At 67.0% G+C, this 14,771-nt stretch carries 9 protein-coding genes and 1 tRNA gene; 1 reads left to right on the top strand and 9 read right to left on the bottom strand.

Translation table 11 applies throughout. The annotated features are described in order from the left end of the window. Positions 1-208 precede the first annotated feature (208 nt). Both ettA and CFR71_RS05100 read right to left on the bottom strand, forming a co-directional pair. Entirely contained in the window at positions 209-1,888 is a 1,680-nt protein-coding gene (ettA, locus tag CFR71_RS05105) for an energy-dependent translational throttle protein EttA (RefSeq protein ID WP_110528022.1), read from the bottom strand. Positions 1,889-1,985: 97 nt separating this feature from the next. After that, a tRNA-Ile gene (locus CFR71_RS05100) sits at positions 1,986-2,059 on the bottom strand. A gap of 267 nt (positions 2,060-2,326) precedes the next feature. Between CFR71_RS05100 and ppa the strand changes: the two genes are divergently transcribed. Next, positions 2,327-2,854 (top strand): inorganic diphosphatase, encoded by a 528-nt coding sequence (gene ppa / locus CFR71_RS05095; RefSeq protein ID WP_110528018.1) that lies wholly within the window; start codon positions 2,327-2,329, stop codon positions 2,852-2,854. Positions 2,855-2,921: 67 nt separating this feature from the next. On the opposite strand, the gene CFR71_RS05090 is transcribed toward ppa, so the two are convergent. The 7 genes from CFR71_RS05090 to CFR71_RS05060 all read right to left on the bottom strand — a co-directional run bounded on the left by CFR71_RS05090 (position 2,922) and on the right by CFR71_RS05060 (position 14,645). After that, a complete protein-coding gene (locus CFR71_RS05090) occupies positions 2,922-4,178 on the bottom strand; it encodes a glycosyltransferase family 4 protein (protein ID WP_110528522.1) in 1,257 nt (418 codons plus the stop codon). Positions 4,179-4,274: 96 nt separating this feature from the next. Further along, the gene (locus CFR71_RS05085) at positions 4,275-5,492 is read right to left on the bottom strand and encodes a hypothetical protein (RefSeq protein ID WP_110528016.1); all 1,218 of its coding nucleotides are present in this window, start codon (positions 5,490-5,492) and stop codon (positions 4,275-4,277) included. Between the two features lie 85 nt (positions 5,493-5,577). Beyond that, complete coding sequence (locus CFR71_RS05080; protein WP_110528013.1) at positions 5,578-8,607, bottom strand: glycosyltransferase; 3,030 nt, start codon at positions 8,605-8,607, stop codon at positions 5,578-5,580. Further along, positions 8,594-10,396 (bottom strand): tetratricopeptide repeat protein, encoded by a 1,803-nt coding sequence (locus tag CFR71_RS05075; RefSeq protein ID WP_110528010.1) that lies wholly within the window; start codon positions 10,394-10,396, stop codon positions 8,594-8,596. The genes CFR71_RS05080 and CFR71_RS05075 overlap by 14 nt, the downstream gene beginning before the upstream one ends. A gap of 12 nt (positions 10,397-10,408) precedes the next feature. Further along, positions 10,409-11,914, bottom strand: coding sequence for an HlyD family type I secretion periplasmic adaptor subunit (locus tag CFR71_RS05070; protein ID WP_110528007.1), 1,506 nt, complete (start codon positions 11,912-11,914; stop codon positions 10,409-10,411). Further along, a complete protein-coding gene (locus tag CFR71_RS05065; protein ID WP_110528004.1) occupies positions 11,911-14,172 on the bottom strand; it encodes a peptidase domain-containing ABC transporter in 2,262 nt (753 codons plus the stop codon). Before CFR71_RS05065 ends, CFR71_RS05070 begins: the two co-directional genes overlap by 4 nt. Positions 14,173-14,249: 77 nt before the next feature. Then, positions 14,250-14,645: a hypothetical protein gene (locus tag CFR71_RS05060; RefSeq protein ID WP_110528001.1), complete on the bottom strand. Its 396-nt coding sequence runs from the start codon at positions 14,643-14,645 to the stop codon at positions 14,250-14,252. Positions 14,646-14,771: the final 126 nt, after the last annotated feature.

Raw genomic sequence — 14,771 nt, 5'->3', positions numbered from 1 at the left:
CAATAACATCCTGAAATCATAAAAGTTTTTGGTGAAGCTTTTTTCAAAAAGCTTCGTAAGACGTCGCCTTTTTGAAAAAAGGCGACACCCAAAAACTTTTAATTTTTATCAGCAGTCTGTTGCCAGACGGTCTCTGATCGTTTCCCCCTGTCGGTAACGTGCAGGGGACGCCCGCGACAGGGGCATGTCGCCCCTGCCGCGCAGGCGATCAGCGTTCGATCGGGCGGTACTTGATGCGGCCCGGTTCGGTGGCGTCCGGCCCGAGGCGGCGGCGCTTGTCCTCTTCATAGGCCTGGAAGTTGCCTTCGAACCATTCGACATGGCTGTCGCCCTCAAAGGCGAGGATATGGGTCGCAAGACGGTCGAGGAACCAGCGGTCATGGCTGATGATGACAGCACAGCCCGCGAATTCCGCCAGTGCTTCCTCAAGCGCGCGCAGCGTATCGACGTCAAGGTCGTTGGTCGGTTCGTCAAGCAGGATGACGTTGCTTTCCTGCCGCAGCATCTTGGCAAGGTGGACGCGGTTGCGCTCGCCCCCCGACAGAACGCCGACCTTCTTCTGCTGGTCCGGCCCCTTGAAGTTGAAGGCCCCGACATAGGCGCGTGACGGCACCGCGCGCTTGCCCAGATAGATGACATCCGTGCCGCCGGAAATCTCTTCCCACACGGTCTTGTTGTCATCGAGGCTGAAGCGCGACTGATCGACATAGCCCAGCTTGACCGTATCGCCGATCTTCAGTTCGCCGCCATCGGGCTGTTCCTGGCCCATGATCATCTTGAACAGCGTGGACTTGCCCGCGCCGTTCGGCCCGATCACGCCCACGATGCCCCCCGGCGGCAGCTTGAAGTTGAGGTCGTCGATCAGCAGGCGGTTGCCAAAGCCCTTGCGCAGGTGCTCCGCCTCGATCACCGTGCTGCCCAGGCGCGGGCCGGGCGGGATGACGATGTCGGCGACGCCATTTGCCTTCTCCCCGCTCTGGGCCAGCATTTCCTCGTACCGCGCGATACGCGACTTGCTTTTCGCCTGCCGGGCCTTGGGGGAGGATCCGATCCATTCCTGTTCGGCGGCCAGGGCGCGCTGGCGCGCGCTTTCCTCTTTTTCTTCCTGCGCCAGGCGCTTGCGCTTCTGCGTCAGCCACGAGGAATAGTTGCCCTCGAACGGATAGCCACGGCCGCGTTCGATTTCGAGGATCCAGTTGGTCACGTTGTCGAGGAAGTAACGGTCATGGGTGATGACCATGACGGTGCCTTCGTAATCGCGCAGGGTCTTTTCCAGCCACGAGACGCTTTCGGCATCAAGGTGGTTGGTCGGTTCGTCAAGCAGCAGCAGGTCCGGCTTTTCCAGCAGCAGGCGGCACAGCGCGACGCGGCGGCGTTCACCGCCCGACAGCTTGTCCACCGGGCTGTCCGCCGGCGGGCAGCGCAGCGCCTCGAGCGCGATTTCAAGCTTGCGGTCGAGTTCCCACCCGTCGCCCGCGTCGATGACTTCCTGCAGTTCCGCCTGTTCGGCGAGCAGGGCGTTCATCTCCTCGTCGGACATGGGCTCGGCGAACTTCATCGAAATCTCGTTGAAGCGGTCGACCGCCTTTTTCAGCTCCCCGAAGCCCTGGGCGACGTTCTCGCCCACCGTCAGCTTCTCGTCGAGCTTGGGCTCCTGCTCGAGGTAGCCGATGGTCGCGCCCTCGGCGGCCCAGGCCTCGCCACCGAATTCCTTTTCGATGCCCGCCATGATTTTCAGCAGCGTGGACTTGCCCGCGCCGTTGACACCAAGGACGCCGATCTTGGCGCCGGGCAGGAAGGACAGGGTGATGCCCTTGAAGACCTCGCGCCCACCCGGATACGCCTTGGTCAGGTCCTTCATCACATAGACATATTGCGTGGCGGCCATGACGGTCAGGCTCCCGAAAGCTGAAGGATATAGGAATGTGCAAGGAACATGGTTGATGGCCCCTACGGCAAAGGGCCGCGTTCGTGCAACATGGGCCTGCGCCCGGCAGGACTTGAACCCGCAACCAAGCCGTTATGAGCGGCCCGCTCTAACCAATTGAGCTACGGGCGCGCAGGCAGGCCCTGATTCGCGCATGTGCGATCTTTTTGCAAGATGCCACGAACATCGGTTATGCCGAATTTACATCTTTTTTCATGCCCGCCCCCCTCACGGCCAAGATGACATATGTGTAACCTCCATGATCTGCCTCATGTCCGGAGGGCCGTATTGACGGTATCGGGCAGGGCAGGACGCGCGCGGCAGCGGGGACGATATCCCCGCCGCGCGCGTGGGTGTTGAGTGTAACAGAACAATCCTTTGCATGGCAGGAGCCATAAAGTGGACGTATCCAAGATTTCCCCGGGCAAGGACGTGCCCAACGACATCAACGTTGTCATCGAGATCCCGCAGGGATCCGGCGTGAAATACGAAATCGACAAGGACAGCGGTGCGATTGTCGTGGACCGTATCCTGTTCACGCCCATGGTGTATCCCGCGGCATATGGTTTCATCCCCAACACGCTGGCCGCTGATGGCGACCCGACCGATGCGCTGGTGCTGCTGCCCGCCGCCGTGGTTCCCGGCTGCGTCGTGCGCGCGCGTCCCATCGGCATGCTGAAGATGGAAGACGAAAGCGGCCAGGACGAAAAGATCGTCTGCGTCCCCCACGACAAGGTGCATCCGTACTATTCCAAGGTCGAGAAGCTCGAGGACCTGCCCGAGATCACCCTGAAGGAGATCGAGCATTTCTTCACCCGCTACAAGGACCTTGAAAAGGGCAAGTGGGTGAAGGTGTCCGGATGGGCCGGCAAGGAAGAAGCCGGCAAGGCCATCATGGACTCCATCGAAGCCGTCAAGAAGAAATGAGGCCGCACGGGGTGGCGCGGCATGTCCCGCGCTGCCCCGTGGCCCATCCGTTCGCGCGCGCCATGGCTCAGCCCATGTCGCGGCCCGTGTCGCGCGCGCGTATTTCCCGTCCGGTCAGGCGCGCCACCAGCGTCATGTAGCGCGTCATGTAATCCCCCATGTCCAGCGTGCGCACGGCCTGCGCGCGGACATTGGCGCGCAGCCGCCGCGCCAGCCTGTGATCCTCCAGCAGTTCCAGGACGCCCTGCGCGATGCGCCGGGGTTCAAGGAAGGGGACAAGGCGACCGGTCTTCCCGTCCCTGAGGAATTCCGTCACTGGCGGGGTATCGCTGCCGACAATGGCGCACCCGCACGCCATGGCCTCGCGCAGGGACCATGACACCACGAACGGATATGTCAGATAGACATGCGCGTCCGATCGCTGGAGCAGGGCGCGGAACAGGTCATACGGCAACCGTCCGGCGAAATGGACACGGGCGGGATCGATCCATGTTCCCAGTTCCCCAAGCATGTGCTCGCGCCAGCAGCCATGGGCGGGTGGCGTGCCATAACTGACGCCATCGCCGCCCACCACGATCACCCGCGCGTCGGGCCGGCCGGCCAGGATATGGGGCAGGGCGCGCATGAAGACGTGAAACCCGCGATAGGGTTCAAGGTCGCGCGCCACGTACGTCACCAGTTTTTCGTCCGGGGAGATATGGATATCGCCCAGCGTGAACGGACGTCCCATGACCCGCGGATCGGGACGGCAGCGGGTCAGGTCCACCCCTTCACGCAGCAGGGTGATGCGTTCGCGCGCCCATGGGGGATAGGTATCGCGCTGGAAACGCGTGGGGGAATGTCCCCACCCCGGCAGCGCAAGCGCCTGCAGGTTGAGGGTATTGCGAAGCCGCACCATCGGCGCGGATGTGGGGGAAAAGGGGAATTCGGGGTCGAATCCGACATCCAGCCCGCTGGGATGGTAGAAGAATTCGAAATATCCCAGCATCGGCACGTCCGGATAGACATCGCCCAGATCCAGCAGTTCGCCCCATCCATGATGGCCGATGATGATATCGGGCGTGAACCCCAGATCCCGCAGCGCGCGCGCGGCCCGCGCCACGTGTGACGCGCGTTCCGTCGCGCGGGCGATTTCCCCCACGGGGGGCGGCCCGCCAATGGGCACGGCCGGGGGCATGCGGTATCCCACGCGTCGCACGCCCGGCATCGCGCCGTGTCCCGTTTCGCTGACGAAGACAATTTCGTTGCCGCCCTGCGCGTGGAGGTGGCGCAGCAGGTGAAGGAACTGCCCGGGGAAATTCTGGTGAACGAACAGGTATTTCACCTGTCGCGCCCCCCGATGGCACATGGGATGGCCCATGCCCCCGCGCGGCGAGGGCATGGACCTGTCGGCGCCTGATGGAACGGCATGACGCTGCCTTCAGTCCCGGCGTCGGGCGGTGGCCTTCCTGCGGGCCTTGAGCAGCGCCACCCGCGACCCGGGGGCCTTGCGGCCACGGCCGGGATGGATTTCATCGGGCGTAAGGGACGCGGGGTCCGTTTCGGTCGTGGCGTTCTTGCGGGCATTCCGTTTGCGCGTGCCGTCCTTCGCGGCGGCTGTCTTGCGTGGGGGCATCCCGGCATCGCTGGCGCGGGGTGGCGTCTCGACCGGCGCGGGGCCTGATGCCGCCGCCTTCGCCGGGGGCTTCTTGCGACGGGTACTGCGTGGGCGTTCGGCCACCGGCCCCGTCTCCGTGGCGGGGGTGTCCGTGGCATCCAGCAGTTCCAGCACCTCGCGCGTGTCCGCGACGGCCTTGCCCGCGTCTTCCGGCTGTGGCGCGCGCGGCGTGATCTCCACCATGAAGGCTTCCAGCGGCGCGAGGTCATCGGACATGGCGGCGATGTCTTCCACCGGCCCCACGCGGCTGCCATCGACGAAGGTGGCGGTCAGGCGGCAGGTGAATTTTTCCGCTGCTTCCCCCCGCAGGTGTACCCGCAGCCCCAGCAGCGGCAGCGCCATGCCACGACTGCCGCAATACGAACCACCTTCCACCCATGGGGAAAACCATCCCTGACCCAGAACAGCCTGATATTCGATCTCGTTCGCGGGGATCGTGTCATCGGGCAGGATGGAAAATCCCTCGATCCATGCCCGGCTGCCGACCTTGCCCATCCATGCGCCACAGGGCACGCGCACGTCGCCACGGCGCTGGATATGGGCGATCACGCCACCGACGGCGGGGGCCGGGGTGATGGCGGCGGTTGCGGCCGGGGGCACCTGCGCGGAGGGGGGAAAGGAAGGGGCGGCCGGTTTCGCCGGTGCGTACAGCCGCGCGACCTGCAGGTTGGGCCGCGTTTCTGGGCGGGCGGGATCGTGATAGGTCGTGACCAGCACGCGTGCCGGCCGTCCGTCCACCCGGATCAGCGCCGCGCCGCGATCGGGACCCAGCCAGCCATCGTCATCAAGGGCGCGGATCATTACGGCGGCGTCGGGATCGGATGGCGCGCGCGTAACGCGCACCCCCGACAGGCCCGTCCCGCCGTCGGTTTTCCGATGCGCGGGCCCGGGGGCGTGAAAGACGCAGAATGTCCCGGGCTCCAGCAGCATCAGGTGCGCCGCGACGCCGACATTGACGATCCGCTCCGCCTGTCCGCTCATGCGTGGAGGTCCCGCTGGCGGGGGTGCGGGGCGGGGCTGCCGCCCATGGGGCATGTCGAAGGTCGGGCATATGCCGCATTACGGATCAAGGCCGGATTTCCCCTCTTGGCTGTGTCGCGTCTCGTACTCGTGCGGCCACGTCCGCCGGTCGGGACGGGGGCGTGACCGGGGCATAAGACATGAAAAACATGTTCAATTGGTGAACGCCCATCGACAGCGGCACGGTGACGCCGCGTTGCGTGGCCTGGATGCGTCGTGCCACGGCCCCGAGGTCGAACGACACGCAGGCCAGCCCCGCCCGCCAGATCAGCCCCAGCGTAAAGCACCATGTCTCGGGGCAGACGGACGGGACGAACCCCACATCCGCCTGCTGCGCGCGGACAAGCGCCAGCGCGTCAGCGTCATCGTAACGCCCGGTGATGAACACATGGCCCGTGCGCAGCAGTTCCGCGTCATCGCTGCTGTATCCCGCGATGACATATTCCACCGGCAGGTCGTGCGCCTGTGCGTCGCGCGCGGCGTCGCGAATGATGTCGAACCCCTTTTCGGGGCCGATCGCCCCGGCCACCAGTATCCGGACCCGGTGCGTGCGCGGGCGGGGCGGGACGTGAATGCCGGGCGGCAGGGGCGTGGTCGCGACCAGGTTGCGCAGGGAAAGCGCGGGACGGTCGTCCTCGGGCGGGTGGACATGCATCTTCTGATGGGGGAAATATCGCGCCAGCCGGCCCGTCACGTCGGACGAGGGCGCCATGACCTGCCGCGCCGCCGCCATGTCGTTCCCGAAACGCTGGCGCAGCCCTGTTACGGTCGTGTCATCATGGTCCAGCAGGCTACCCAGTGTCGCAACACAGGTGACGCAGGCATCCGGGCCGGGTTCGCCGCAATACCGGCCTGATGGCCCGACCAGCGCGATGCGCGGGCATATCCCGGCGTAATCGTGCACGAACATGTCGTAAGCGATGCCAAGTGCGCCGCACAGTTCGCGCAGGCGCGTCCCATGACCCAGCGCATGGTGCCATTCCATGTCCCGCGCACCCTCCGCGCGCAGGAACGCCACCAGCGCCCCGCGCTCCACGGGCCACTGGAATTCCAGTGGCGGCAGCCCCGCCTCCGTGCCATCAGGATCGCCGTCCTCGATCCGGAATCCCGTGCCCGTGCGGGCGGGACGCAGGATCAGCGGACGCACCCCGCGCGTCCGCCACATGCGCGCACGCTGCGTGATCACGCGCTCCACCCCGCCGGTCATGGCATGGGTGGCAAGGAGGACCGCGCGTGAAGGCCCCTGCGCGCGCGCCGTGCCCCGCCAGAGCACGATCCCCATGCGCCGTCGCGCGGCGGCGAGCGGATCGCGCGTTACATGATCTGCGATCAACGCGTCATAACCGGGATAAAGCCGGTTGATCATCCACAGGTTGCGCCGCGTCAGCGTATGGCGCGCCAGCCCGAACGATGCGCCCCCTACATGTCCGACAAACGCGCCGGGGGCGGCCACGTGCCGCCATCCCAGGCGGGTGGCCCGCATGCAGAAATCATTCTCCTCCCCATATCCCTGCGCGAACAGGTCGGTGCGCAGCCTTCCGGTACGTTTCAGGCAGTCATGGCGGATGAACATGCAAAAACCGTGCGCGGTCGGGATATCCACCGCCCGCCCGGCATTTGCGGTGTGGGCCGCGTCCATCAGCATGCGCACCCGCCGCGCATCCGGGGGCGACGCGGCGCTGTCATGCGCGTGCGGGTCGGGCCATGTCAGGATGGTGGCATCGTTGGACAGGGGCGTGACCGTGCCGGTGTCGGGCCGGCCATAGGCCACGTCCGCCAGTTCCTCCAGCCATCCCGGCGCGACAAGCGTGTCGCTGTTGAGCAGTACGACATCGCCGTCCCCCGCATGTTCCAGTCCCGTATTGACCGCATGGGGGAAGCCCATGTTCGTCGCGTGGCGCAGCAGCGTGATCGTGCCCTTTCGCGCCAGATGGTCCAGATCACCCGCCAGCAGGGGATCGGGGGTCGCGTCATCCACCACCACGACCGACATTGCCGGACCAGCTTTGGCGGGTGGTGCCGCGCGAAGGATGCTTTCGATACATGCAAGCGTCAGGTCGCGACCGCCATAAACCGCAATGATGACATGGATGGTCCCGCTGCGTTGCGGGATGCGACGCCGCGGCCGCCCCGCGCGCATCGTGCCTGCCGCGTGTGGTGCGGGCAGCGGGCCGAGTGGAAGCGGACTGCCTGCAAGGTCACGCCCGTCGGATGTCCGCACGTGAATGGCGCCGGTCGAGGGCAGGCGGGCGCGTGGGATGTGAAAGCGGCATGGCCGCGCCAGTGGCGGCAGGCCGGGACAGGAAAACGGCTGTTGCGTCGCCCTGATGGGGGGCAGGATCAGGCGCGCATGCGCGTCGCGGACGAAGATGCGCGGTTCATGCCGTGGGTCGGCGGGGTGCCATGCCCATCCCTCGATCCCGCTGTCGTCAAGGCGGACGGCCCCGACGGTGCGGCAGATGAGGGCCGGTTGCAGGGGACTGCCCAGCAGGGCATTGCCGTGCGCGTCCGTGACCGTAAGGGTTCCGGCCCGTCGCGCGGCAGGCGGCAGGGCGGATGTCGTGTCCGTCAGGCGATGACGGCGCAGGTCCAGCGCCCGTTTCCCCACAAGGACGCGTGGCCGGGTCCCGGCGCGAAGCCCCCCCCAGTGCAGGACGCCATCGCCCGTCATCCCCACCCAACCGGGCAGGTCCAGCGCACGGCAGACCTGCATGGCGCAGTTGGCAATGGCGGGGTCGAAGCCATGGCGGGACAGGACGTGGGCCGTGGCGTCGCGCGCGTCTTCCCACCGTGCAAGGGCGATATGCGCCAGGGCAAGCAGCGTCCAGCCTTCGCGGAAATCGTGGCGCCGGGTCAATGGCGCCAGCAGGTCGATGGCCCCTTCATGGTCGCCGGTGCCCATCCGGCCCATCGCCAGCGCGAACTGGATGTCCGCGTCATGTGGCGCCAGCCGCCATGCCCGTTCCAGCCATGGCTGTGCGGTCGCGTCCTGCGCGCGCGCGATCAGGTCCTGGGCATGGCGCAGGGCGGCATGTGCGTCCCCTTCCGTAATGGCGGGGGGATCATGTGGCGGCATGCATGCCTTCCGCCGCGGCGGGGGCCATCGGCGGCAGGCGGCCGAGTTCTTCGCCGGCCTGCGCCACGCCCTGCGCCTGTGCCCGGCGCAGCCAGTTGCGCGCCGCCGCGATATCGGTCACGCCAGCCAGCCCCCGGCCGAGATAGCGTCCCATCATCAGCTGCGCCAGCGCGTTGCCCCGTCCCGCGGCCTTTTCAAACCATTGCTGCGCCTGCCGCCGGTCGGGTGGGACCTCATGGCCGCCGCCATACATCGCGCCAAGGGAAAACATCGCATCCACATGGTCCTGATCCGCCGCGAGGTGATAGAGCGACAGGGCACCCGCATGATCGCGTGTTCCGCCCACCCCGGTTATCCGCATCTGGGCCGCCGCGACCTGCGCGTCCGCCATTCCGCTTCTCGCGGCATCATCAATCCACTGCCGCGCCATGGCGGGATCGGCGGTGACACCCTGTCCCCGCAGCAGCATGCGCCCATACCAGTACTGCGCGTTGACGACCCCCGCCCGCGCCGCCTCGTGCATCCACCGCGCGGCCTGCGCGGGATCGGGGGCGCGGCCAAACCCGTCGAGAAGGCATTTGGCGTAATTGAACGCGCCGACGGGATCGCCATTGCGGGCGGCCCGGGCGAACCCGTCCGCCAGGGTGCGCTGTTCCGTTCCGGCCCGTGCATCGGCATCAGGGGCGGGGTGTTCCGCGTTACGGTCCAGTATGGCGGCAAGGTCGGTCAGCGCCGCGTCATCGCCGCATGCCGCGGCCTGCCGCAGCCAGTGTGCCGCAGCATGCGGGTCGGGCGCGGGGATGCCCCGCCCCGCCATGCACATCAGCGCCATCATGCGGCAGCCATCGGCATGCCCCCCCATTGCCGCGCGCCGGTACCATGACACGGCTTCGTGGTCGCTCGCCATTTCGGCAAGGCCCCGGGCATGCAGGTCCCCCACGACGAGGGCGGCCTCCAGATCCCCCCGCAGTCCCGCGCGGCGCAGCCATGTCTCGGCGCGCATGATGTCGCGGGCCACCCCGCGCCCGCGCAGCAGCGCCATGCCATAACGCGCGCAGGCAGGGCGGATGTCCTGTTCGGCGGCGAGGGCATACATCCGCGCCGCCGCCCCGAGGTCGACCTCCCCGCCGCGCCCGCTTTCGTGCAGCATTCCCAGCACGTAGCACGCGCTGCCCAGTCCTTCCTGCGCCGCGTGGCGCAGGGCGGATATCGCGGCGGCCGTGTCCGTTTCCAGCCGGGCAAGGCCCAGCCCCAGATACCCCTGCGCGCATCCCGCCCCGGCGGCAATGGTGCTCCAGTGACGGGCCGCCGCGTCGTCGCGCACCTCTTCGGGGCCGTTGGCCAGCAGGTAGCCATACAGCGCCTGTGCCTCCACCAGCCCTGCTTCCGCCGCGCGTCCCACCCATCGCGTGGCCGCGACGGGATCGTGCGGGGCGGCGGCATCCGGCCCGCACGATCCGGGCAGGACCGCCGCCGCCGGGTCGTCGATGCAGGGAATGTCCAGCAGCATCAGCACGCCAAGGGTGAAGCATGACTGCGCATGTCCCGCTTCGGCCGCGTGTCGCAGCCATCGCGCGCCTTCTGATATGCTCAGCGGTGTCCCCGTGCCATCCAGATAGGCCTGGGCCACGCGGAACTGCGCCTGCGGCATGCCATCGCGCGCCATCTGTCCCAGCATGGCGAACCCGCGCGCGTGTTCGCCGCGTTCCAGCAGGTGGCAGGCGCGGGCATAGGCGGCCTCTGGCGCGATGCCCGTGAAAAAGCGGTCGAAAAGGCGTGAGATTTTCATGGTGTCAGCGGATCAGGGTTCGCGCATGCCATCTGTCATCGCCGGGATCAGGCGGTTGAGCAGGTACTGCATCATGGTCCGCCGTCCGACATGGATATCCGCCTCGACCGGCATGCCGGGCTGCGGGTGGAAGAAGGACGGCACCCCATGCAGGGTATAACGGTCGATCACCAGCCGCACCCGGTAATAGGCCGACTGCGGATCGCCCGAGGCGCTGGCGCCCTGCTGCGCCAGCATGCCGCCGTTATTGCCGCCATTGCCTTCGGCAAAGGAATCCGCGCTGATGACGCGCACGGTTGCATCCGCGCCGCCATACTGGGTGTAGGGAAAGGCCGCGAACTTCAGCAGCGCCCTGTCGCCCGGACGGACATAGCCGACATCCAGCCCGCGCATCATCGCCTCCACCTCCAGCCGGCCATCGACGGGGATGAGCGTCATGAGGGGGGAGGCCACCTGAAGCACCGATCCGGTGGACAGGCGCGCGATGCTCAGTACCACGGCGTCCTGGGGCGCGCGCATCTGTACCAGCGTATGATGCAGGAGCGCCTTGCGGTAACTGCTGTCGGCGTCGGCAAGGTGATGCTGCGCCGCGCTGAGGTCCTGGTACACCGTCGCCTGCCAGTTGCCGATATAGCCGTCGCGCTGCGCCTTCATCGCGTCCAGCCGCGCGCGTGTCGCGTCGGCGTCGTGACGCGCGGTGATCTGGGATCGCACGATTTCCATCAGGCTGTCCTGGGAGGCGAGGGTGGACAGGCGGCTGCCGACCTGTTCGTGCTGCAGGCGCACGCGCATGTCGCGCACGTCGGTGGCGACCTTCGCACGGGCGGCATACATGGCCGTGCTGGCCTCATATCCCTGCAGGTCGCTCTGCAGGCCCGCGATCTGGCGGTCGTAATTGGCGACCTTGGCGGAATATTCGGATTTGCGCCGCATGAAATCCGCCGCTTCCTGCACCGAGGCGGGATCGGACATGTCGGGCGCGTAGTCATGGCCCGCGGCCTCCGCCGTCAGGCGGGCGATTTCCGCGCGGTAGGCGGCGGCCTGCCTGCGCATGTTCTCCACGTCGGCGTCGCTGATCGTGGGGTCGAGCTGCGCCAGGATGTCGCCCTTGTGGACGATGTCGCCCTCATGCACGTTGATCGACCGGATGATCGATGTCTCCAGCGGCTGCACCACGATGGTGCCATCGGCCGCGACCAGCCTCCCGTTCGTCGTCACCACCCGGTCCAGCGGCAGAAAGATCATGACAAGCAGCCCCGCCAGGGCAAGCCCGCCGATCACCCACGTGACATACAGCGCCGCGTCCTGTGGCGGCATGTCGATGAGCGCCGCGCTGGGGGAATAGAATTCCAGCAGGCCGGGCGGCATGGGCGCGGGCGTTTGCGCCCCGTCAGCGGCGGGAAGCAGGCGGGCAAGCTGGCGCCGCGCGTTCCCGCCCGCCTCGCCGGACGGGTTGGCGCCGTTGCCGCCATCATGATCGTGGGACTCATCGTGGGAGTTCATGTCGCGCTCGCTCATGCCCCGGGCTCCTCGCTCGATGTCAGCATGCCGTCGGCCGGCGCGTCGGGATTATCGGGGGTGGACGGGTGGCGGTTCTGCTGCGTCCACAGCGTGCGATAGATTTCGCAGCGTTCCAGCAGGATCGCGTGCGGGGCGATATCGACCACGTGCCCATGATCCATCACGCAGATCTGGTCGCATTCCACCAGTGACGACAGCCGGTGCGAGACGATGACCATCGTGCGCCCGTGCGCGAGGCGCTGGAGGTTGGCGTTGACCAGTGCCTCGCTTTCGGGATCAAGGGCGGAGGTGGCTTCGTCGAGGATCATCAGGCGCGGGTCGGAAATCACCGCGCGCGCGATGGCCAGGCGCTGGCGCTGGCCGCCGGAAATGTTGGTCGAACCTTCCTCGATCCATGTTTCATAGCCTGCGGGCATGCGTTCGATGAACTCTTCCGCGCCGGCAAGGCGGGCGGCGCGGACCACTGCCTCCATCGTCAGGCCGGGGCGTCCTGCGACGATGTTGTCGCGGATGGTGCCACGGAACAGGAAATTGTCCTGCAGCACCACGCCGCAGGAACGGCGCAGGTATGTCAGGTTGATTTCACGCAGGTCGATGCCGTCAAGCCGCAGGAAACCGGTGTAGGAACGGCTGACCCCCTGAAGCAGGCGGGTGATCGTCGACTTGCCCGATCCGCTGCGCCCGACCAGCCCCAGCATGGTGCCGGCCGGGACATCGAACGTGATGTCCGACAGGGCGGGCGACGGCGCGCCGGGATAGGTGAAGGAAACATCGACGAATGACAGCGCGCCGTGGATCGGGGGCCGCATGCCCGATGTCAGGGCCTGCGTTTCGGTCGGGCGGTTCAGGACGGACCCTGCCTCCCCCAGCGAGGCACGGACATCGTTGATGTCATCGATCAGGCGCGCCATGCCCACCAGCGGGGCGGCCACGCGCCCGCCCAGCATGGTGAACGCCATCAGCGCGCCCGCCTCCAGCCCCGAGGAAGTCGAGGTGATCGCGAGATAGGCCCCGATCAGGATGACGCCGCGATTGATGAACATGTCCAGCGGCATCACCATCATGCTGATCCAGTTGCTCATCCGTCCCGATGCCAGGGTGGCGCGCACCACCTCGGCGGTGCGTTCGTCCCACAGGTGGCGGCGGGTGGGCTCCAGCGCCAGCGTCTTGATGGTGCGGATGCCCGCCACCGTTTCATACATGGTGGAACTGCGCGTCATCTCCGCGTTGATCTGGCGCGTCAGCAGCCGCCCCATCGGGGCCATGCCGATCACGACGACCAGCCCGATCGCGCCCGCCGCCGCGATCGTCATCCATGCCAGCGCCGGGCTGAGCCAGAACAGCAGCGGCATGACCACCACCAGCGTGAACAGGTCCAGGAAGGTGGACAGCAGCCGCCCCGTCATGAACTGCCGCACCTTGTAGATGGCGGAAACGCGTCCGATGACGCTGCCCGTCTGCTCGCGCTCGAAGAATTCCAGAGGCAGGGCGAGGAGCCGGTCGAACACGGCAAGCGAGATCCGGGTATCGAGGCGCGTGCTGATGACCAGCGTCAGTTCCCGCCGCGCATAGGTCAGCACGATTTCATAGAAGCTCATGACGACGAGCAGCCCGGTAATGGACACCAGCGTCGCCATCGAATGGTAGTTCACCACCCGGTCGATCACCTGCATGACGATCAGGGGCGGGAAAATCGCAAGCACGCTGATGACCAGCGAACCCAGGATGATGTTGCGCAGAAGGGAACGTTCCCCCCGCACGAGGTTCCACAGCCACGTGGCGTCGATGGGCGGTTCGCCCCGGGTGCTGTCGGCATGGGCGCGCACCAGCAGGACATCGCCCGTCCATGCCTGCTGCAGGCGCAGTTCATCCACCGCGACCGGGGGCGCGCCATCGGGGGCGAACGGATCGATCAGCCAGACGACCCCGTCAACATCGTCCGCCCCGACCATCAGCCCGGCCGATCCGTCGCCGAACATCAGCACGATGGGCGGCACGTCGCGCATGTGGACCAGCGTCGCCCATTGCAGGCGCATGCCACGCGCATCCAGGCCGTTTTCCTCAAGCCAGCGGGCAAGGGCCGCGACGGAGGGAACATCCTCGCCCGGTTCCGCGCGGTAATCGCGCGGGTCGAGGTTGGTTCCATGAAATTTCGCCGCCCGCGCCACCGCCTGCAGCCGTATCGTAACGGGCGAGGGACGTGTCTCCTCCGGTGGGGGAAGGGCGGGATCTGTCTTCGGGTCCAGATAGCCCACGGCGATCCCCTGCTTGCAAGACTTTGGCCAGATGAAGGCTGTAACCTAGGTCCAGAAAGCAAAATGTTTCTTAACGCCTAATCCTTTTCATTCTCCATGCGATAGCGGGCGCGCACCACAAGGTCCGCCGTCATTTCCCGCCGCAGCGCGGACAGGCGCGCCGCGTCCGCCATGACGACCACCCGTCCGAACCACGGAAGGCCGCCCGTCGCGCGCCTGCGGAACAGATCGCCCAGCAGGGCGGCCAGTCCCTGGCCGCGCCCGGTGCAGCAGGCGCATCCCCCGCCATGGGAAAAGGGGGTGGGCAGGGGGGTGAATGGCACGACAGCACCCCATTTCGCGTGCGCGTCAATGTCCCTCATGTCCTGCCCGACGGTGACCAGCACGGCATTCGCGTCCGCGACGGGCGCGGTGCCGCGGGCGCACAGTTCCAGGGCGATGCGTCCGTCATCATGTCGCGCGGGTTCGTGCATGCGCGTGGGTCCTCCGGGTCGTCTTCTGGGCCATCATGGCACCATATTGCGTGGCGACCTATGGCGGCGAAATGCGTTATGCCCGCACGCCGGAACTGGACAGGCATGTGCGAGTAAGGAAATAAG

It is taken from the genome of Novacetimonas pomaceti (assembly GCF_003207955.1).
In the GTDB taxonomy this organism is placed as follows: Bacteria; Pseudomonadota; Alphaproteobacteria; order Acetobacterales; family Acetobacteraceae; genus Novacetimonas; species Novacetimonas pomaceti.
The sequence above is the reverse complement of the archived record's forward strand: the minus strand, read 5'-3'. Positions and strand labels throughout refer to the sequence as shown.